At 40.3% G+C, this 22015-nt stretch carries 17 protein-coding genes; 12 read left to right on the forward strand and 5 right to left on the reverse strand.

The window, feature by feature from the left end:
- Nucleotides 1-111 precede the first annotated feature (111 nt).
- The 5 genes from BGP15_RS18105 (at nucleotide 112) to BGP15_RS18125 (ending at nucleotide 6341) form a co-directional block, all read left to right on the forward strand.
- Nucleotides 112-1218, forward strand: coding sequence for a glycosyltransferase family 2 protein (locus tag BGP15_RS18105; RefSeq protein ID WP_286770390.1), 1107 nt, complete (start codon nucleotides 112-114; stop codon nucleotides 1216-1218).
- 13 nt (nucleotides 1219-1231) lie between these two features.
- Entirely contained in the window at nucleotides 1232-3049 is a 1818-nt protein-coding gene (locus tag BGP15_RS18110) for a PAS domain-containing sensor histidine kinase (protein WP_286770391.1), read from the forward strand.
- An 11-nt stretch (nucleotides 3050-3060) separates the two neighbouring features.
- The gene (locus BGP15_RS18115; RefSeq protein WP_286770392.1) at nucleotides 3061-4119 is read left to right on the forward strand and encodes an endonuclease/exonuclease/phosphatase family protein; all 1059 of its coding nucleotides are present in this window, start codon (nucleotides 3061-3063) and stop codon (nucleotides 4117-4119) included.
- 119 nt (nucleotides 4120-4238) lie between these two features.
- Complete coding sequence (locus tag BGP15_RS18120) at nucleotides 4239-5369, forward strand: hybrid sensor histidine kinase/response regulator (RefSeq protein ID WP_286770393.1); 1131 nt, start codon at nucleotides 4239-4241, stop codon at nucleotides 5367-5369.
- Nucleotides 5370-5396: 27 nt separating this feature from the next.
- Nucleotides 5397-6341, forward strand: coding sequence for a UDP-glucuronic acid decarboxylase family protein (locus tag BGP15_RS18125; protein ID WP_286770394.1), 945 nt, complete (start codon nucleotides 5397-5399; stop codon nucleotides 6339-6341).
- 31 nt (nucleotides 6342-6372) lie between these two features.
- On the opposite strand, the gene BGP15_RS18130 is transcribed toward BGP15_RS18125, so the two are convergent.
- Nucleotides 6373-7167 carry a tyrosine-protein phosphatase gene (locus BGP15_RS18130; protein ID WP_286770395.1) on the reverse strand — a complete coding sequence of 265 codons (795 nt, stop codon included), beginning with the start codon at nucleotides 7165-7167 and terminating at the stop codon, nucleotides 6373-6375.
- Between the two features lie 472 nt (nucleotides 7168-7639).
- Between BGP15_RS18130 and BGP15_RS18135 the strand changes: the two genes are divergently transcribed.
- The 5 genes from BGP15_RS18135 (at nucleotide 7640) to rfbA (ending at nucleotide 13246) form a co-directional block, all read left to right on the forward strand.
- Entirely contained in the window at nucleotides 7640-9640 is a 2001-nt protein-coding gene (locus BGP15_RS18135; RefSeq protein ID WP_286770396.1) for a polysaccharide biosynthesis protein, read from the forward strand.
- Nucleotides 9641-9840: 200 nt separating this feature from the next.
- Nucleotides 9841-10896: a dTDP-glucose 4,6-dehydratase gene (gene rfbB, locus BGP15_RS18140; RefSeq protein ID WP_286770397.1), complete on the forward strand. Its 1056-nt coding sequence runs from the start codon at nucleotides 9841-9843 to the stop codon at nucleotides 10894-10896.
- Between the two features lies 1 nt (nucleotide 10897).
- Nucleotides 10898-11455, forward strand: coding sequence for a dTDP-4-dehydrorhamnose 3,5-epimerase (rfbC, locus tag BGP15_RS18145; RefSeq protein WP_286770398.1), 558 nt, complete (start codon nucleotides 10898-10900; stop codon nucleotides 11453-11455).
- Between the two features lie 3 nt (nucleotides 11456-11458).
- Entirely contained in the window at nucleotides 11459-12319 is an 861-nt protein-coding gene (gene rfbD / locus BGP15_RS18150) for a dTDP-4-dehydrorhamnose reductase (RefSeq protein ID WP_286770399.1), read from the forward strand.
- Nucleotides 12320-12379: 60 nt separating this feature from the next.
- Nucleotides 12380-13246 carry a glucose-1-phosphate thymidylyltransferase RfbA gene (gene rfbA, locus BGP15_RS18155; RefSeq protein ID WP_286770400.1) on the forward strand — a complete coding sequence of 289 codons (867 nt, stop codon included), beginning with the start codon at nucleotides 12380-12382 and terminating at the stop codon, nucleotides 13244-13246.
- 35 nt (nucleotides 13247-13281) lie between these two features.
- On the opposite strand, the gene BGP15_RS18160 is transcribed toward rfbA, so the two are convergent.
- Complete coding sequence (locus tag BGP15_RS18160; protein WP_286770401.1) at nucleotides 13282-15216, reverse strand: tetratricopeptide repeat-containing sensor histidine kinase; 1935 nt, start codon at nucleotides 15214-15216, stop codon at nucleotides 13282-13284.
- A 369-nt stretch (nucleotides 15217-15585) separates the two neighbouring features.
- On the opposite strand from BGP15_RS18160, the gene BGP15_RS18165 reads away from it, so the two are divergent.
- Together BGP15_RS18165 and BGP15_RS18170 are read left to right on the forward strand one after the other, a co-directional pair.
- Entirely contained in the window at nucleotides 15586-16197 is a 612-nt protein-coding gene (locus BGP15_RS18165; RefSeq protein ID WP_053003644.1) for a LuxR C-terminal-related transcriptional regulator, read from the forward strand.
- A gap of 85 nt (nucleotides 16198-16282) precedes the next feature.
- Nucleotides 16283-19117: an MSCRAMM family protein gene (locus BGP15_RS18170; protein ID WP_286770402.1), complete on the forward strand. Its 2835-nt coding sequence runs from the start codon at nucleotides 16283-16285 to the stop codon at nucleotides 19115-19117.
- Here BGP15_RS18170 and BGP15_RS18175 read toward each other — a convergent pair.
- Genes BGP15_RS18175 through BGP15_RS18185 form a run of 3 tightly spaced genes read right to left on the reverse strand, consistent with a single transcriptional unit; the run spans nucleotide 19114 to nucleotide 21858 of the window.
- The gene (locus tag BGP15_RS18175) at nucleotides 19114-20538 is read right to left on the reverse strand and encodes a hypothetical protein (RefSeq protein ID WP_286770403.1); all 1425 of its coding nucleotides are present in this window, start codon (nucleotides 20536-20538) and stop codon (nucleotides 19114-19116) included. The two genes, BGP15_RS18170 and BGP15_RS18175, sit on opposite strands and share 4 nt — an antisense overlap.
- A complete protein-coding gene (locus BGP15_RS18180; RefSeq protein WP_286770404.1) occupies nucleotides 20513-21316 on the reverse strand; it encodes a fimbrial biogenesis chaperone in 804 nt (267 codons plus the stop codon). The genes BGP15_RS18175 and BGP15_RS18180 overlap by 26 nt, the downstream gene beginning before the upstream one ends.
- Nucleotides 21317-21336: 20 nt before the next feature.
- Nucleotides 21337-21858 (reverse strand): hypothetical protein, encoded by a 522-nt coding sequence (locus BGP15_RS18185; RefSeq protein ID WP_286770405.1) that lies wholly within the window; start codon nucleotides 21856-21858, stop codon nucleotides 21337-21339.
- Nucleotides 21859-22015 lie beyond the last annotated feature (157 nt).

The following is a 22015-nucleotide window of genomic DNA, read 5'->3' on the forward strand; positions in this document are numbered from 1 at the left end:
AATTGTCTATTTTTGTCTAAATTCTATCCGCCTATGCTTCAATTTGTCTTCTGGACTTGTATATCCTTAGTGCTATATACCTATATCGGTTATGCTATCATAATTTATATATTGGCAAGATTATTTCCATACCCTATTGCCATAAAGGAGATGTTTCAAAATAGCGACGGGAATGAGCTTCCGCCATTGACCCTATTTATTACAGCCTACAATGAGTCCGAAATAATTGCAGATAAAATGCTGAACTGCCTTGAGCTTGATTATCCTAAAGATAAATTAAACATTCTTTGGGTTATAGACGGAAGTACTGATGATAGTCGTGAGCTGTTAGCAAAGTATCCGATGGTAAAGATTATCGGTTCAGCCCATAGGAAAGGTAAAACAGCTGCCGTTAATCACGGTATGGAATATGTGAAAACTCCAATTGTCGTCTTTAGCGATGCAAATTGTTTACTGAATGCCGGGGCGTTGAAGATTATTGCTCGCCAATTTGAAGATCCGACAATTGGCTGTGTCTCGGGTGAAAAAAGAGTGGCTTTTGATAATGACGATACTGTTTCTTCAAAAGGTGAGGGAGCCTATTGGAAATATGAGTCGCTATTAAAAAAATTGGATTACGAATTTTATTCTGCTGTAGGTGCCGCTGGAGAATTGTTTGCTATACGGACAGAATTATTCGCTGCGATGGAGGAAGATACCTTGTTGGATGATTTTATGCTATCCATGCGCATCGCATTAAAAGGCTACCGTATTGCATACACAGCGGACGCCTATGCTGTTGAATATGGTTCGCTGAATATGGAAGAGGAAGGAAAAAGGAAACGACGTATTGCTGCTGGGGGATGGCAGTCTATAGGAAGATTACTGCCGTTACTAAATGGCTTTAAATTTGGAAAGTTGAGCTTTCAATATATTTCACATCGTGTATTGCGTTGGTCTGTTACACCTTTTGCGCTTTTTACACTCTTCCCCTTGGCGGCAATGCTTGGATATCGGTGTTTGTCACCTCTCAATGTGTTTTCTGTCATTTTTGTGCTTCAGTGTGTCTTTTATCTTTGTGCGGTTTTAGGGTATTTGATGCGAAATAATCCCAATAGTACAAAGTTGTTTTATATTCCATATTACTTTCTGTTTATGAACATCAATGTAATACGCGGGATTTATTATTTGTTTAGTAGAAGCTTTATTGGCGGGTGGGAGAAATCTCAAAGAAAATAATCTAATGAATGTTATGGATAAAAAAATATTACATGATTTAAAGTTCTTGGAGAAGGTCTTGAATATGACTTGTGATACATTGTTGCTGGTGAATAAAGATAATATATGTGTAGATGCGATAATGAAGACAAACAATCCGGTTTTAAATTCCGATATTGATATAGTTGGGAAAAATTTGTTGTCTATTTTACCTCAGCCAACTTCGGCGCTTATCGAACATGAATTTAACTTTTGCCGCCAAACAGGAGAGACTTCCAATCTAAATTACGACCTGCCTACTGAAGAGCAGATGTATTATTTTAAGTTCGTCATTCACAAATTTGACGAGGAACATCTGATTTGCCAATATCGGGATATCACGCAGCGTAGTAACATGAAGTACCGCCTTAAATCTGCACTGACCGCCCAACTTGAGGTGGGAAAGGTCGCTATGATTGGGCATTGGACTTATGATCAGCAGCAGCAGGAGTTTACGCATAATGGCTATTCGAACCTTCGAAAGAAAAATCTTGAAGAGCCTGAGAAAATCGCTTTGCAGGATCTGCTCGCACAGGTTCACCCGGATGATAGAAAGAAGATGGAGGCTTTTCTGCATAATGACGCTATTGAGTATAGCACATTTGAGTACCGGATAAAACAGCCCGATACACCCATCACGTATGTACGGGCGACAAAATATGCGAAACGCCTTGAAAACAATATTCGTATCATAGATGGCTTTTCACAGAATGTAAGCGATTTTATTAAGAATCGAAATGAACTTGAAATGGTGCTTGCTGTTGTTGATAATGCACCATACAGTATTTTCGCATGCCATAAAAATGGGACGATGGCTTTTGCGAATAAGGCATGCCGACAGCAAAATGGCCTGAAAGAAGAAGAGATCATTGCTGGCTTAAAAGTTTTTGAATGCCTGCGGGAGTTTACAACAGAAGAAGCCTGGGCCTTATCTGTTCGAAAAATCATTTCTGCTTCGGGTTATTATCAATATCGTTGTGATACGGTGTATCCAGAACTGGATATAATTGGCTCAGAATGCAGTTCGTTGATGATCAAAAATGGTAACGGTGAAGATATCATCTGGACCATCAAGCGGGATATTTCGGATCAGCTTCGTTACGAGGAGCAGCTGTTGCGTTCAAAAGAAGCTGCTGAGGAATCTGAGCGGTTAAAATCTGCATTTATCTCCAATATGAATCATGAAATCCGGACGCCGCTTAGCGCCATTATGGGCTTTGGAAGTATTATTGCCGATACGCCAGATCCTGAGCTGCGAAAGGAATATGGTGAGCTCCTCAATGCAAATAGCAGCCAGTTGCTACGGCTGATAACGGATGTATTGGAAATGTCACAGATGGATGCGGGTAAAGTAAGGTTAAAGAATTCGGACGTGTCCCTTAAAGGAATATTAAACGAGCTATCGATGAGTTTCTTGTCAGATGAGGAACAGCCAGCCATAATTTTTGACATTCCTGAAAAGGAATTGGTGACACGTTTGGATCGTGGAAGAGTGATTCAGGTACTTGTCAATTTAATTAACAACAGCTTAAAATTTACACCACCTGAGGGTACTATACACGTTGGTTACAGATTAAGTAATGATCATGTAGAATTCTATGTTATAGATAATGGTATTGGCATAGCCAAGGAAAATCAACAGTTGATCTTCAATAGATTTTATAAGATTAATTCAATGGATAAGGGTACGGGATTGGGGCTGGCAATTTGCAAAAGTATTGTTGAGCAGATGAATGGACAGCTGGGTGTCGAATCGGAGCTTGGACAAGGAGCTACTTTTAGCATAAGATTGCCCTTAAGCGAACAAAATTAAAAGAGCACACCATGACTAAAGGTATTGAATTTAGGCCGGTGAACATCTCCGGGTTGCTGATCCGGATTGTCATCCTTATGGTGGCTATACTTGCCTCCTTTTCGTTTTTGGCTTTGTTTATTTCCCCGCAGACCACTGTTATTTTCCAATGGATTGGTGTGTTGTTACCAGGGCTTATATGTAGTAATTTTCTTTTTTTTATTATCGGGGTATATAAGCGTAGTTGGTACAGTATTTGCCCTTTAATAGCACTATTGGCTAACTTTCATTATTTCATAAAAGTAATTCAGATAAACGGGATAGCGCAAACAGAAACGATAGACATACATTTCGCATCTTACAACGTTCGTGAATTCAAAATGATTTTTAATCTATCTTCGATGCAACAGATTGCTTCCTATATTGATTCGCAGCGAGTAAATACCTTATGTTTACAGGAAGTCCCTGCCGACTGTTCCGTGTCGGAACTCAAGCAGTCGTTTGGCCAGTTTCAATATTTCATAATGACAGGGAGTAAATCCGGGCAGAATCAACTTGCTATCTTAAGTAAATTTCCGCTGGACTCAGTACAGGCTGTTTCGTTTAAAGAGCGGCCTAACTGTGCACTTTTTGCCGATCTTTCCCTCAGAGGCGAAAAGATCAGGATCGGAACATGTCACTTGCAGACAACAAATTGGAACCAGGTAAAAGGGGATTTACTGCCTGCTGAGAATACGGCCTTTAAATGGTGGAATGCAATTAAAACAATGTCTGAAAATTTTAGGCTGAGAGGTGGGCAGGCTGATTATTTAAGAAATTTAATCGATCAATCTTCTTTTCCTACGGTTATTTGCGGTGACTTTAATAATAGTCCTAATTCCTATAGTTATCATAAAATTAAAGGAAACTTAAAGGATGCTTTTCGCGAAGCAGGGAATGGCTATGGATATACTTACAGTAATTTAATGAAGCTCTTTCGCATTGACTTTGTATTCTTTTCTGGAGCTACTTTTCAGGCTGTAAATTACAGAACAGGCGATGTAGATTATAGCGATCATCTTCCTGTATTGGTTGATTTTAAAGTAAATTGATATATAACATTTTTGCTACACAAATTATGGGTGCAATTATTAGTGTATTATTGATTTATGAATTTTATAAAAAGGATAGCATCCTTCTAGACAGTGTCTAAACAAGCTAATAATGATCTATGGAAATCGATTTTTCAATGTATAATATTCTGATCTTAGAGGATTCTGAGCTCAATCTTTTTGTGCTAAAAGAGATTTTAGAACGTGAGCACTTCAACGTATTCTCCGCTTCCGGTGCTAAAGGGGCATTTGAAAATTTGCAACAGCAAAAGATAGATCTTATTTTAATGGACGTCATGATGGGGAATACCAACGGATTTGATCTAACCAAGGAACTGAAATCCATGGAGCTCTATAAGCATATTCCAGTGTTATTTATTACGAACTTAAAATCGCCGGATGATGTTGTACGTGGATTTGATAGTGGCGGTGTAGATTATATTCCGAAACCTTTCAATAAAAAGGAATTACTTCAGCGCATCAAACATCAAATCAAGCTTATTGAATCGAGCCATACAATTGCCAAGCAGACAGCACAGCTTCAGGAAGCAATATTAAACCGCGATAGAATGTATGCTATTCTGGCACACGATCTCCGAAGTCCGATTTCTTCGCTCAAAATGATCTTAAATATTTTGACTATGAGTCCTGAGGGAAGTGATACTGGGTATGGAGATATGATCAATACAGGCAATGATATTGCGGAACAACTTTTCAGTGTTTTGGACAATCTGCTTAAGTGGACCAAAAACAGCCTGGGTGTATTGAGCTATATGCCACAAGAAATTGAACTCGATGAAATGATCAAAGGTGTGGTAGAGACTCTTCAGCCTACAGCTAAATTAAAAAATATCGAAATTCAATTAACATTACAATCCGGATTACAAATCTTTTTTGATGCGGATATCATGAAAAGTATCTTAAGGAATCTTTTGATTAATGCTGTGAAGTTTAGCCATGAAGATTCCCTGATTAAGCTGAATTTATACCGAGATGGAGATGATGTTCTTGTTGAATTTGTCGATACGGGGGTAGGAATGAGTGTGGAAGCACAACGCCAACTGCAAGAGCAGATAATGGAAGAGGGAAAGATAACCCCTATGCGGGAGAAAGGTAAAGGTTTAGGTCTATGGGTAGTTTACCATTTTATCCATCAAAATGGTGGAGCATTCTTTTTTGAGTCGGAAGAAAATGTCGGCTCCCGTTTCGGTTTTCGTATTCCGCTAATGGACACAGCATCTAATCGGTAAAAACTCGAAATTATAAATTGATAATTTATGTATAACCTAAAAAAAAGAATTCTGGTTTCGGGTGGAGCTGGATTTATAGGGTCTCATCTTTGTGAACGTTTATTGAACGATGGTAATGAAGTGGTCTGTATGGACAATTTTTTTACTGGGGATAAATCGAATATTGTTCATTTGCTACAGAATCCCTATTTTGAGCTTGTGCGGCACGATGTGACGGAGCCTTTTTTGGCTGAGGTTGATGAAATATATAATCTGGCCTGTCCAGCAAGCCCTGTTCATTATCAGTACAATCCAATTAAAACCATTAAAACTTCGGTGATGGGAGCGATCAATATGCTTGGGCTTGCAAAACGGGTCAACGCACGCGTTTTACAAGCTTCTACCAGTGAAGTATATGGCGATCCGAAGGTTCATCCGCAGCAAGAAAGCTATTGGGGAAATGTAAATCCTGTCGGTATTCGATCTTGTTATGATGAGGGAAAGCGATGTGCAGAAACGCTCTTTATGGATTATCACCGACAGCATCATATTGCGATAAAGATCGTACGGATATTTAATACTTATGGTCCACGCATGCACCCTCAGGATGGACGTGTAGTTTCTAATTTTATTATGCAAGCTCTTCAAAATAAAGACATTACCATTTATGGTGAAGGCAATCAGACTCGTAGTTTTCAATATGTAGATGATCTGGTAGAAGGAATGATCCGCATGATGGCTACTGAAAAGTCTTTTATTGGGCCGGTAAACATTGGTAATCCCAATGAATTCACTATACTACAATTGGCGGAACAGGTGATTCTACAAACTGGATCAAAATCAAAGATTAAGTTTTTACCATTACCACAGGACGACCCACAACAAAGAAAACCAGACATTGAACTTGCGAAGAAAAGCTTGGGTTGGAATCCTACAGTTCAACTGGAAGAAGGACTGTCCAAGACAATAGCGTATTTTAAAACATGTTTATAAAGTATTAACGCCAATCTGTTATATTATTGCTTTATCCAGCGATAACTTGCGCTTTATGCTGCGTGATATGATCAAGAAGCGTTTCATTTAAAATTGGTGAGGTTTTCAACATCTCACGAATGGGGTATTTCTCAACAATATTTTTTAAAGCGTCCAGATGGCGCTGATGGTGCAGGTCAGTTCCCACAAAATCATACATGCCTGATTTCAATAGAGTCATAGCAATGGCTTTCACATCGACACCATAATATCGGCTTAATGAAAGGAGATTTAACTGTAGCAGACAACCTGCATCTTTAATTTGCTTATAAATATTAAAATTGCTATGGTAATAATTATAGCGTTCGGGATGCGCAAGAATGGGTTTATACCCTAATTTTTGAATATCTCTAATCGTGTGGAATAAAGCTTTCGATTCTGAAAGGTACGACATCTCGATCAGCACATAACCACCGGGCATGACGCACAATTCATTTTCACGAATTAGTAAAGGAAGATTTTCGTCAATCATATGCTCGGCAGCGCCAAATATATCCACATTATTGGCCGAGTTTTTTAGTCCCTCGACAAGCGAATCTTTCGCATGTTCAATACTGAATTTGGTGTTTTGATGAACACCAGCCATGATATGTGGCGTACAGATAAACTTTTTAAGGCCTAAGCGTTGAAGCTCCTGTATATAATGTAAGGACTGTTGTACAGAATCGCTTCCATCGTCAATACCTGGCAACAGATGATTATGCATATCTACTTCTAGAAATTCCAACTGCGCAAAAGAGCGAATAGATGAAGTCTTTTTCCCAAACAGGTTGCTAAAAAATCCCATGATGTACATTAATTATGTTGTGAAAAATAGTTTAGTTAAGGAGCGGCGTTTCAGTTTATATTAAGCGGAGAAGTAAAAATTTAATTCCTTTCCATGACTATCAATAAATTAACACAAACAATATGCCAATAATCATGTTAGTAACTAAGGTGGTGCATAGAATGCCGGATTGTATCGAAGGATGCCGGTAAATATTGGTCTTTTATGAGCCTGCATTTTAAATTATAATGATATTTCATAATATTTTGTCAATGTAACAGTTTCGGTATAATAGTTGCTTAATCCACGTTGATAAATTGATCGAATGATTAGGGTTCTTTTTTAATGATATTTTATCAAAGAGGTGTTTGACGTGTGAAAATTTGACTATCTTGCGTCTCCTTTGTAAAATATTGTAATAAAGCCATATCAGATCGTGTTCGTTTGTCGCAGACACGGTCAGTAAAATTTTAATTAAATAAGAGAAAAAGCTATGATGGGTTCTCTAGGAGATTTAAGAAGGCGCCTGAGAAAGGACAATCCAAGATGGGTCATTTTAATGATCGATATGTGGTTTGTATTTGCAAGCTACGTCTTTTCTAATTTTGTGGTCAATAACTTTAAGGGGGTATTTGATATCGGATTGATGTTGAAGAAAGTTGTCGTGATATTGCCGATATACCTTTTAATGTTTTTATGCTATGATACTTTTAGGGGTATCGTTCGGCAGACGGGTATTCGGGATACCATTAAAATCTTTAAAACAGTTGGTTCTGCCTATGTGATTTTAATGCTGTTCACCTTCATTATTAAAGCTATTTTTGAGAAAGGAACTTTGGCGGGAGATTATCTTAGATTGTCTTACGGTGTGTTGACTATGCAAGCCACAATATTGCTGGTTATTATGGTAGGCGCACGTGTAATCTATCGGACAATTTACGAATATCTCTTCTTGCCTAGCCGGAAAGGTGAAAATGTGTTGATATTTGGAGCTTCGAGACCAGGCCTAGTATCATTCTCCTTATTGAAGGAGGATCCGAGAACGAAATATCAAGTAGTTGCTTTTGTGGAAGATAAGATATCACGGATAGGAAAGCGATTAGCAGGAATTAAAATTAAAGATATTACCGAGATTACAAAAGACTATGTCGAAAAATGCCAAATTTCGCAGGTCATCATCGCAGTTGAAAATAATGACCCCGAGCGTTTGGAATATGTATCAGACTGGTTCCAAAATATTGGACTTGAACTCAAAATCATGCCGCCGGCACGAATTTTACTTAATTCAGGAGCCAAACGTGAAATCAGGCCACTAAAGATTGAAGATTTATTGGGACGTAAGCCGATCAAATTGGATCATCCTGAAATTGAACAAGAGATGCAAGGGAAGGTGATTTTGGTGACCGGCGCCGCCGGATCCATCGGTTCGGAATTGGCCCGTCAGATCGCCAGACGTCACTATAAGACGTTGATTCTATTGGATCAAGCCGAGTCTGCGCTATATGATATCCAGCAGTCGATCAGGGCTACACAGCCTGAGCAGATGCATTGCGTGGTTGGTGATGTGCGTAATTATGCCTTTATGCAGAAAATTTTTGCGCAATACAAACCCGATTTGGTTTTTCATGCCGCGGCTTATAAGCACGTGCCATTAATGGAAGCGAACCCCTACGAGTCGATTCAGACCAATGTATTGGGAAGCAAAAATGTGGCTGATCTCTGTATGCAATATGGCACTAAAAAGATGGTCATGGTATCTACGGATAAGGCTGTTAACCCAACCAATGTGATGGGGGCGACTAAACGCATGGCTGAGATTTATGTGAGCAGTTGCAGTGGTAAATCCAATACGAGTTTTATCATTACACGTTTTGGAAATGTACTTGGTTCAAATGGTTCGGTTATCCCGCTCTTTGAGAAGCAAATGGCAGAAGGTGGCCCACTTACCCTGACCCATCCTGAAATCACGCGTTTCTTTATGACCATACCCGAAGCATGTCAATTGGTACAAGAGGCTGGCGTGATGGGTAAAGGAGGTGAGATCTTTGTGTTCGATATGGGCAAGTCTGTTAAAATCATCGATCTGGCAAAACGCATGATCAAATTGAAAGGTTATCGTTACCCGGAAGATATTGATATTAAAATTGTTGGGCTCCGTCCTGGCGAGAAAATTTATGAGGAATTGTTGGCAAATAATGAGAATACGGTAAAGACACACCATCCAAAAATCATGATCGCAAAAGTAAATCACGATGAATTGTCGCTTAAAGCAGAACGTATTAATGCGATCTGTCAGCGGATTTTGGATGCTGATACTAAATTGCCAGATTTTATGGAGCTTGTTGCCGGAATGAAGCAAATTGTTCCGGAGTTTAAATCCCAAAATTCGGAATATGAAGTGCTGGATACAGTGGCGGAGGAAAAGGAGATCGAATTGATTCATGAATCCGCAGCGGAGGTGCCGGTATATTCGTTGGTAAAGAATGTATTGTAATGCTATTATAAAACAGGTAAGTTTTAGATAATAGCACGATAAAGAAGTGAAAAGCCCTCTGAATAGAAGGCTTTTTTTGTTTATTCCATTTACTCATGGATTAAAACTTGTCAATTAACAAAAATCATCCTAATTTTAGCGAACTATTTGGTGAACTCATCATTCGCAGACCAATGGTCTAAACATTCGAGAATCATTATATGAATAAAACAATTTTAATTACTGGAGGAGCAGGCTTTATAGGTTCACACGTTGTCCGTGAGTTTGTGTTGAAATACCCTGAATATCAAATTATAAATTTGGATGCTTTGACCTATGCTGGTAATCTAGAGAATTTAAAGGATATAGAGCATTTGCCAAATTATACCTTTGTTAAGGCGGATATTACGGATCAGCAGGCTGTCGCGGCTATTTTTCAAGAATATCAGCCCGATGGTATTATCCATTTGGCTGCAGAGTCGCATGTCGATCGTTCAATTGTCGATCCCATGGCTTTCGTTATGACTAACGTGATTGGAACGGTCAATTTATTGAATGCGGCGAAGACAATTTGGAAGGATAATTTTGAAGGAAAGAGATTTCACCATGTATCAACGGATGAGGTGTTTGGCGCGCTCGGTGACACCGGATTTTTTACGGAAGAAACAAGCTACGATCCCCACTCACCGTATTCGGCCTCCAAAGCAAGCTCCGATCATTTTGTGCGCGCTTATCATGATACTTATGGCTTGCCTATTGTTTTAACGAACTGCTCCAATAATTATGGACCGAATCATTTCCCGGAGAAATTGATTCCGCTGTGCATTCATAATATTTTAAATCATAAACCGCTACCTGTTTACGGTGATGGGAAATATACTCGCGATTGGTTATACGTAATAGACCATGCAAAAGCCATCGACCTCGTTTTTCATGAAGGGAAAAATGGCGATTCCTATAACGTGGGTGGATTCAATGAATGGCAAAATATAGACCTGATCAAGGAGCTGTGCAAACAAATGGATGAGAAATTGGGGCGTGAAAAAGGCTCCTCAGCACAGTTGATTACCTTTGTGAAAGACAGACCTGGTCATGATTTGCGCTACGCCATTGATGCCACGAAGATTAATCAGGAATTGGGCTGGAAACCTTCGGTAACCTTTGAAGAGGGTTTATCCCGGACGATAGACTGGTTCTTAGCTAATCACGAGTGGTTGGATCACGTGACTTCTGGTGATTATCAAAAATATTACGACAACCAATACAAAGACGCATAGCATGACATATACGGAAACAAAATTAAAAGGCTGTTTTATACTTGAACCGACTGTATTTGAAGATGAGAGAGGTTATTTTTTTGAAGCTTTTAATGAAAACAAACTAACCGCCATACTCGGTTACACACCGCACTTTGTACAGGATAACCAATCCAAATCACAGTTTGGTGTGGTGCGAGGTCTACATTTACAGGCCGGTGAAAATGCGCAGGCGAAATTGGTCCGTGTTGTGGAAGGTAAAGTATTGGATGTCGCTGTCGATGTGCGTCCAGGATCACCTACTTTTGGGCAGCATATTTCGGTTGAACTTTCGACTGAAAATAAAAAGCAATTATTTGTTCCTAGAGGCTTTTTGCATGGCTTTTCTGTATTGTCTGAACATGCGGTCTTTTTCTATAAATGTGACAACGGCTACCATAAAGAGTCGGAAGATGGTGTAAATCCATTGGATTCAGAATTAGCGATAGACTGGCAAATTCCTAGCGAACGAATGATTCTCTCTCAAAAAGATCAGAAGGCACAATCCTTTGAAGAGTTACGTTTGAAATTAATATCATAGGATATGCGGATTGTTATAACCGGAGCTTCAGGACAACTTGGCTCAGAACTAAAAGATCTTTTGTGGGATAATACCCAAAAGGAGTGTTATTTTCTAGACCGGAAACAATTACCATTGGATCAAATTCAGATCATACAGCAAATTTTGGCAATGTATGAGCCGGACCTTATTATTCATGCGGGAGCTTATACGGCTGTGGATAAAGCGGAAGAGGATCAGGTAACGGCTGATTTGGTCAATCACGTAGCTTGCGAAGAGATCGCACAATACTGCCATCTACATGGTACACGCCTAATCGCTATTTCGACAGATTATGTTTTTGACGGGTCTTCTGCTTCTGCTTTAGCAGAAACTGCCCATACAGCCCCTATCAATGTATATGGACGAACGAAACTGGCCGGGGAACAGGCAATCCAAAAATGGTGTCCTGAAGCAATCATCATACGTACCTCTTGGGTATATTCCACCTACGGCAAAAATTTTGTTAAAACCATGTGTCGTTTAATGGATGAGCGTGATGAAGTAGGTGTCATTAAGGATCAAATTGGAAGCCCGACCTATGCGAAGGATCTAGCCTCGGTAATAGTAAAAATTGTAGATTCCTACGAATGGGAGGGTGGTATTTATCATTATAGCAACGAAGGTGAAATTTCTTGGTACGATTTTGCTGTAGCAATACGTGATTTCCGATCGTTCGATTGTCAGGTAAAACCGATTCCCACAAGTGCGTACCCCACACCTGCTCGCAGGCCAAAGTATTCGCTACTTGATAAATCAAAAATTAAGAGAATATTTGGCGTGGAAGTGCCGGATTGGAAAATAAGTCTGGGCGATATGCTCGCTGAAGGATTTAAAGATAATTAGAAAGAATAAGGAGACTTTGTCAATATCGTTGTAAAGTCTTTTTTATTAAATAAAAGTAAAATGAAAGGAATTATATTAGCTGGGGGCTCAGGGACTCGCTTACACCCACTTACATTGGCCGTAAGCAAGCAATTAATGCCTGTATATGATAAACCTATGATATACTACCCCTTGTCGACATTGATGCTGGCTGGTATACGCGAGATTTTGATTATATCGACACCGCAAGACTTGCCAAATTTTGAAAAGTTATTGGGGGATGGTTCGCAATTAGGCTGTCGCTTCGAATATAAAGAGCAGCCTAGTCCAGATGGACTGGCGCAAGCATTTTTGCTTGGAGAAGAATTTATTGGTGAGGATAAAGTAGCCTTAATTTTAGGCGATAATATCTTTTATGGCTCAGGGCTTTCAAAACTATTGCAATCATCGGCAGATCCTGATGGTGGGGTAGTCTTTGCCTATCCGGTGCAGGATCCGGAACGGTATGGTGTCGTTGAATTTGATGAAAGAAATAACGTTATTTCTATTGAAGAAAAGCCACAATTTCCAAAGTCGAATTATGCTGTTCCTGGCGTTTATTTTTATGACAACGAGGTGGTTCGGATTGCTAAGAATATAGAGCCTTCTCCTCGTGGTGAGCTCGAGATCACGGATATCAATAAAGAGTATCTTCGCCGGGGCAAATTAAAGGTCGGTATTTTTGATCGTGGCACAGCATGGTTGGATACCGGGACTATACAGTCGCTTATGCAAGCAGGTCAATTTGTGCAAGTAATCGAGGAGCGGCAAGGAATGAAAATAGGAGCAATTGAAGAAGTCGCTTACAGAATGGGTTACATTGATGTCCAGCAGTTGCTAAAACTTTCTGTACCTCTCTGTAAGTCAGGGTACGGAGAGTACTTAAAGCGAATTGTAAAAAGCTTTTAATCATTTATTTGCATTCTGTTTTCTGGGACAGAATGCTATTTTGGTATATGAACGATAAATGTACTTCCAAAACCTTCGCTACTTTCAACCGTAATCGAATAACCCATACGGTTTGCAAATTCATGGCAAAGCATTAGGCCGATACCTGCTCCCTTTTCTTCAAAAGTGCCTTCTAGACTGTGTTGCTGTTTCTCCATATTTTTAAGTGCAGCAATTTTTCGCTCGTCCATTCCAATTCCCTGATCTGTAATTGAAATAAGTACTTCGCTGTCTGTTTCCCGCTGGTCGAAAATAATAGTCTTACCACTAAAGGAAAACTTAATAGCGTTGTTAAAGATATTGCGAATAATAAATTCAAATCGTTTAACATCACTTTGGATGGTCAATTGAGGGGAAATACGGACGTCTATTGATAAATTTTTTAGATTAATCCGATCGATAAATAATGCCTCACATTCCCTAACAATTTGATAAGGTGAAATTTCCTGTATTTCAAGCTTTTCATTTGCCATTTGTTGTGAAGACCATACGAGTAGGCTATCGAGCATTTTGGAAGCTGTTGTAACTTGATTGCCTATATTGATTAGCATACTTTTAATTTCGTCTGCTGGAAGGTCGACAATTTTGGATACAGCAAGCAGCGCTTGGAAAGTTGACAAAGGACTTCGGAGGTCATGGGAGACAACGGAAAAGATGCTCGATCGAAATCGATCTGCCTGGACAAGATCTTCATGTTGATGCCTGATCTCGGCGGCTTGCTGAACGACTTTCTGTTTTTCTTCACGTAATAGTCTGTTCTTTTTGATCAGTAACAGTACCATAACTGAGATAATTAAAAGGACAAAGAAGGTGGCTAGCCAAATCAATTTTATCCAATGGGCTTCTCGTTCTACATTCGCGTTTTTCAGTAATAAGTTTTTATTTTCAAGCTCTTTCTTGTCGCTTTCATACTTTTCGCGGAGTTCTTCCCGGATACGTACGCGGAGGACTTCGGCATCTTCGTGAAACTTCCGATCCGAACTATCTTGATCGCTCAGTATTAAATGTGCATCCTGCGCTTTGATTGCTTTTGCTATTTTGTCAAAATCCCCTTGAAGATCTTCCGTCAAATTTGTAAAACCGCTTTTTGCGATCACACTTTTGATAAGAGCTACTTCTTTTGCTGCCAGATCAAAACGCTTTTCTTTGACGTAAATATTGGCTCGATTAATACGGGCATAACTTTCACCAACAGGGTCTTTTTTTGTCGTGGTGATATCAATTGCAAGGTCGGTATAGTACGTACTCCACTCGAGTTTATCCGCCTTGAGATAGAGATAGCTTAGTAAAATGTAGGTGTTAAATAGATCAACTTCCGGCGCATTGGCTTTACAGAATTCAACCGTTTTTACTAAGTAGTTAATAGCATGGTCTACATCCTTCTTGTTTTCTCCATTCAATGCATTTTGCGCATATATATTCCCAATATTGGTTGATATATTGGCTCGATTCCTGGTATCATGAATTTCCTTTGAAAGGTCTAGTGCTCGTTGGTAGTATTTTAAAGCCTGATCGGGATCATAACTCTTATTAAAGACATTTCCTATGTTAAGGTAAGAAAGCATCACCCCTTTCTTATCGTTACGTTCTTCCCGCTTTTTGAGTACGTTAAAATGGGTTTTTACACTTTCATCGAACTTATTTAGCTTCAGATATATAACACCTTGGAGATTAAGCAAGTCAATTTCCAACGCTGAAAACTTCTTTTCTGAAGCCATATTAATGCCTTTTGAAACAATTTCCTGTGCTTCTTGGGGATTGTTGCGGTAAATTTCTGAGGCGGTTTTATAATAAGCCAATACTCGGGTCGAATCGTTGCTTGCTTCCGCGAGTTGCTTGTCTAACTTGTCCCAGCCACTATTTTGGCCGTAGGCAAAAGAGCTGAACAACATTGTTGAAATAAAAGTAAATAAGATAGAAAGGCGGCTCATCGGAATTTTTTTTCAAATATAATTAAGTTTTTAGTAAAGTTTAGATCGCTTTTGGTAGCGTTGTCAATCGCAGATAATGTTATTATCTTGAATTTTCCAACAAGGAAACTTGAATTTCTAAATAATAAAAATTATATTTATATAAATTGTTTTCAATCTATTTGTTGGTCTTAAGTAAATTATTGTGAAATTCATTTTTAACGTTGTTAATTTTAACTGGGTCTGAATTTTATTTTGGCTATTTTTTTCTTTAGAAACAATTTTAAGGACAGGTTTGTCTTTACTACAATAGGTTGATCAGACTGGGATGAATATAGCGTGAGAATTAGTTAAGCTTATAGTTTTCAATTTAATAAAATGTGAAATATCATGATTACAGTTGGAATAATTGATATAGATGAGAAAGAGCGGATACAAACAAAGGAAAACATATCCAAAAACGATAAATCTGAATCAACAATACCGATACATGTACTGTTTGATCAGGATACACTTGCTTCTTCCCGTCGCAACCAAATCCCTGATGTGATGATTATCGATATTGATCATCAAGATAGCTTAATTGTTGAACGGGTTAAGAGCCTGTTTCCACGTGCCGAAATATTAGTACTGACCAATAATTGCGATGTAAAGGTGGTGCGTAGTTGCTTTAGACAAGGCGCTGTGGGCTATATGCTGAAGAAGACATGTCTGCAATCGTTAAAAAATGCGATAACAATGACCTTGGGAAATGGTTCTTTTATTAGTCCTTCTGTCAATCGTGCTTTGATTGAGCAGGCGTTCAGCGCCAAGCAATCCGAAAATCTGCTGACTGCAAGGGAATTGCAGATCGCCAATGGCATTATTGAGGGGCTAAGTTATAAAATGATTGCCCAAAAATATGCGATTTCCTTGGATACAGTCCGTATTTATATCAAGCGAATTTATAGAAAATTTCAGATTAATAGCAAAGGTGAACTGATCGCTCAATTGACCGCTTAATAATTCGTTACATGAATATGTGACTGCCTAAATTTCGATCTCTTTAAATTTAGCCTGATTTTTATGGATACTTGATTGATATGCGATGCCAATAAGAAGCCTTTTAATTTTTGTGTTTCTTTTCTGCTATACTGCGCTTTTCTTATCCATAGCGAAAAGTCAGCAACGATACGATATTGCCTATCATTTCGAATACGATTCCCTTCGGATCACGCCATCCCAAACATTTTCAAACAAATTAATTATTGTTAACAACACGGATCGAACAATTGAACTAAGCACTGAGTCCAACGATACGAAGGCATTGCAAGGATTGATCAAATTGCCACCATTAATACAGCTGAAGGCACATGAAACGAAAAGCTTTCCCTTGAAATACATGACCGACCGGCGGACGATCTCGGATGCAATACAAAAATTTAGTATCGGGCTGCGTTCGAAAGAGGCTGCTGTCAATATACAGCCCCCGCAAATTTTCTATACAAAAATGGATGTTCAGGCAGCGCTATTGATTCAATCTGAACAACCGGAGTATTTTATAGATCAATCTACAGGGCAGGCACAGTTTCTGGTGCGTACTGTCAATACGGGATTGGTACCACTGACATTTCAGCTTCAGTTTGCAAATGTTCCTTCTGAACTTGAAATCATCGGGGAAACTTTACCAACCACCTTGGCGGCAGGGGGACAATCTGTTTTGCGATTTACAGCCCATATGCGAACCAGGAAAGTGGCCACAGATGTCGACCTGTCGATGGTGGCGATTGGCGCTGGTGGCAAGCAACTGGCCGCCAATCGGGTCCGCATTATGACCGTCGGGAGTGTGAAACGTTTTGGATCCGATATGAACTTACAGAATCAGCCCTACAGCAATATGGCTGCCTTACGTTATCTGAGTATGGGGCAGGATATCCATGTATATCAACTTCAGGGCTATGGAAATCTTGAATTGAATAAGGGAACTTCGTTGAGCTATCGCATGAATATGGATTATTTTCAAGACCAGCATGCTTTTACGATGTACGATAGTTACCTCGATTATCAAACTGAAAAATGGGGGCTGAAGGCTGGTAATATTTACGAAAACCTGGATCAATATGTAAACGGCCGAGGTATGCGGGCAAGTTATAAGTTTGATAAGTCCCGATCCATTAGTGTGTATGCTGTGCAAAATAATTATTTCCTATGGAATCAGCTGAATACTTTTTCGCCCGGAGGCGGGGTCCTGGGACTTAAGTATGCCTCGACATCTGAAAAAAATCAAGAAAGAAGCCTAGCATATTTGCATAGTAGCGATAATTATCGAAATGTCCGGAGTCACCTGCTCAGTGGAAAAGGATACAAAGACTGGTCGGAGAATCAAAATCTTACCTGGGAAGCTGGTACAAGCATCGAAAGGGTAGATATTGGCGGTCAAAAGGCGGGGTTCGCTGCTGGCATAAATTATAATGGGATTTTTGAGCAGTTCCAGATTTCAAGTTCCAATTATTATAGCTCACCTTATTATGTAGGGCTTAGGCGAGGGCTGCTGCAGTCGGATTCACGTATTGTTATTCCATTGGATGACATCAAAAGCCTCTCGGCCAGAATAAGCTTTATGGATAATCGGCCCAAGTATCAAATTGGCGATCGGAATTACTTTTTTAACAATAGTAATCGGATTGAAATTTATGAGCTCGGTTACCGTACGGCGCTTGGGCGACTGAAGATTGATCTGCGGCCTTATTGGATGAAGCAAGGTGCCGATTATCACAGCTGGTTAGGGCTGGGGAGTAATGCCGTAAACTGGAAGTCGAGTTCAGTAAGAACCGTTGCGGACCTTAATTTTTTTACGAAATCCCATCGTTTTTCGCTTCAGACCGACTATGGTTATACTTACAGAAATACCGCTGAAAAGCCGATAGCTCCTTTTCACTCCCTGCGGGTATCGGGTAACTATGACCATGCACTCGTTGGCTTTAATGCATTTGTTCAGATCAATCCGTATTATTTGAGTGATCTTTTGGCTACCTATACCAATTCGAACTATAGCATGTATTCGCTAGGACCTAATACACACTTTGAGGCATTCGGTCATAATTTACAAGTACAGCTGGCCACCATGTACAGTTATTATGGCTTTTCGAGGAGTAACAATTTGTCCATCAATGGAAATGCGCGTTGGCGAATGAAAGACAACTGGAGTCTCACTGCAGATATTTTTTATACGTTTATCAGAGGGAAATTACTGTTTATGACAGATCCAATAAATTCGCCACAACCGCAGCCGCTAGATCGCTATTCGTTTAACAACAGGCAGATCAGAGTGGGGATAGAAAAGAGTTTTGGACGGACAGGTAGTTATAAAGGCTATAGCTTAGCGTTGACTTGTTTTGACGATAAGAACAACAATGGAATCCGGGATGATGATGAGCCATTTGTGGAATCTGTGTTGATTCGAATTGGAAAGGAAGCAGCCATCACAGATGCGAAGGGACGCGTTAAATTTGTTGAAATGGAAGCGGGCTCTTTTTCAATTCAAGCGGAGAACAATCAAGGCTGGATTTCGCAGGGACCTTCAACCGTTGTGCTATCCAAGAACAAGTCTGTGGATATACCCCTTATCAAAACTAAATCTGCCAGGGGCAAAATACAGTTAATTGCCACTAAATACCTGGAGTCTAAGCCTGATCTGAGTGGTATCCGCATCACTGCCATTGACCGTCAGGGAAAGAAATACAATACATTGACCAACGAGGACGGCGCATATATTTTCTATTTGCCTGTAGGCTTTTATAAGTTGACGGTTGATTCGGAAGGGATGCCTTTTGCCATTGAAAATTCGAATTGCGAAGCAGAAGTGAAAGCCGAGGGACTGAATGAGCTTCCATCCTTGCGTTATCGGGATCAACGACGCAAAGTTGGCATTAAAAGATTTTAAGGAGCTACAAAGCTATAGATGATATTCGCGGTATAAGTACCTGCCGGTTTACCCAGAAGATTGCTGGTCTGCGAAGCGGGGATGCTGTACAGCATATTGAGTGTGCGATCGATGACGGGATCGGCATTTTGGATGAGCTGTTGGGCCGTTGTGGACAGGGTAACTGTGTTTACTCCAGTTTGGCCAGCCATTGGACCGATCCGCAAAACACTTAGTGGTATACTGTTGACTCCAGAGGTAAAACTGGAAGTAGTGGCACGAACATATACGTTGTAGGGCGTTGTCTTACTCAGTTTTAAATGGCTGGGCACATTTGTACTGACTCCGTTAACATAATTACTGGTCGTCGTAAAAGGAAGGTTAACGGTTTGCTGATTTGCGACGATTTCTCCGAGGTCGCTGACCACAATAGTTAAATTCCCACTGGCCTGCGCCTGTACCGGTGTTGTTGGATAGGTGACCGATGACGACTTGTTCCAGGAATAAGTAAGAGGGACAGTATAGGTGCCGGCCTGTATAAAATTGCTTTTAAGGAAGGCCGATCCGATTGTATAGGTATGTGTAATTGAGCTATTGTTGTTGGTCGCAACAGCTATTCCGGCAGCGCTTGTCAGTGCCTGATCACTGGTCGACAGATTGGCCACGGTTGCTGTGCCGACTCCATTTAATGTCGTGCTCACTGTGGAGACAGGTGAAACAGGCAATGTATTGTAGGGAAGGCCAGTACTAAAACTAAACTGAGCGCTGCTTGTTCGGATACTTGGGACGTAAGGTACGGTGCTTGATACTGATATAATCTGATTGGCGCTGATTCCATTGGCAGAACGGTAAAAACTAAGATCGTTTACAGCTATATTCGTTGTTCCTATACTGCTTGGGGGACTGATAAATCCGGGGATGGTGATGGATAGCGTGAAGCTTGCTGGAGAGATAGACCCCGCCAATACTCCTTGCGTGTAAAAGCTGACATCATTTGTAAATACCCCTGCAGTCCAAGTCTGGCTCGCTGTAGCAATGCGTGCATTGGCGGTTACCGCGCCCGAAGCGACACTAGCTACAGCCGCATAGAGTACACCGCCACCAGTTGATAGGGTGACTTCATTATTTGTGCCCAACCCAAGTAATACAAGACTGCCAATACTCGAAAGTTTCATATGAACTAAACTGGCTGGAAAACTTCCACTTGTCGTGCTGTTAAAATTTGCTGCAGTGGATTTTACGGAAAAAGAAGGAAGTAAGGTGATTACACTTGTGTAGTTGCCCGCGTTAATAGCCGTATTATAGTCGGTTCTCGCCTGTATATTGGCTTGCGGTAAGGTGATGGACGTCGTTTGTGCATGAATATGCTGCCCAGATAAGCTAAAAAAGCCCAGGAAACAAACCGCAACATTGCGCTTAATATGTAATTTCTTTTTCTGCAATTTTTAAATCATATTGACTGCCCGCATCTAATATGGCGACGGCAAGATAGCGCCCTGCAGCAAGTTTCTCTGGAAGGTCGATTTGTACCCATTGTTCCGAGCTCGGGAGCATCGCGATAGCGACGGCCTTAATAGGGATTTCCTCTCCTGTCTCTGTATTGGTTAGCTCAAAACGCACATAAGCATCCTTGTTAATCTGTCCTGTATTTTTAACATGTACATCCACCCGGCGCACAGATTGCCCCGTCTGACTTGGAATAATATGCCTATCCTCAAAGGCAAGGAATTCCAGATCTCCAGGATTTAATCCGGAAGGAGTATGGTAAACCTGAATGCCTACTTCAATAAGCACGTTCATATTAAGGCCATTTTGAACAGCTGCTTTTTGTTCTTTCACTTGTGTGAAAAAAAGCATGGTGTTGCTTAGCTGCTGTGGAGCTGGGTCTTTGGGGATCGTCATAGAAAGATTCACCGATTTGGTCTCTCCCGGAGCCAGGCGTACCGTGTTTTCTGAGAGCGTAAGCCATGCCGCATTTGATTGCTGTTTTTGGCCCGGAGAATAATATTTTTTTACCCCAATGGAATCGCGGTCCCAATCTTTGAGGTTGGCGACAAAATAGAGCTCAGCGTTCGAGGTGTTGCTAAACGTAATTACCTGAGAGACGGTCTGTCCCGGCTCGCCAGTAAAAAAAATGCGGGATGGAGATATTGAAATACCCTGTCCATAGATCAGGGTATTACAGATATAAAGGACGAATAGTGTTAAATAATATCGCACGGATAAAATTATCTTTCTAGTTAGAGTTGTGTCGCTGTATAAGTGACTGTTGTACTATAGGCCGATGCGCCAAGATTCAAAAGTGATGCAGGATTGGCTATGGTATAATCTACGGTATAACTTGCTCCTGTAGAAGCTGTTGAATTGGTCACCAACGATGCGGCTGTTGTGCTTAACGGTACATTTGCTACAGGACTTCCTCCATTTGCGCTCCCTGACGGTACATTAACTGTTACAATATTTAGCGCAGGTCCTCCAGCAGGCGTAAATGCCGCTGTTGCAGCAACAGTCAAATCATAGGGTTTGTTACTCACCACGGTGAAGTGTGCTGCCTTCTCTACGGTCTTAGCGCCCGTATAATCCGCTGCTGTATTATAATTAAAATTGACAGTAGGATCTGCTCCTAAGGTGATCGAAATGGCATCTGTCAAGTTGATATTGACGGTGACAGGTTGGGAGGTCGCCGTCACCTGGGCTTTGGCTTGATTTCCAAAACATATGGCTGCAAGTGCAATGAGGGGTATAAATAGGTTCTTTGTCATAATTTCCTCTATTTTATGGGATTAAACTCTCGTAAAGTTACTCAGCAACTGCGCTAAATGCAATGTAAACATGTCACATAATGATGTTATAAAATTGTATGAACGCGCTGTTTTTTTTGCTGGATATTTCTGTTTAGTGTACTGCAGCAACTGGAGC

Origin of the sequence: Sphingobacterium sp. 40-24, assembly GCF_001899705.1 — a bacterium.
In the GTDB taxonomy this organism is placed as follows: Bacteria; Bacteroidota; Bacteroidia; order Sphingobacteriales; family Sphingobacteriaceae; genus Sphingobacterium; species Sphingobacterium multivorum.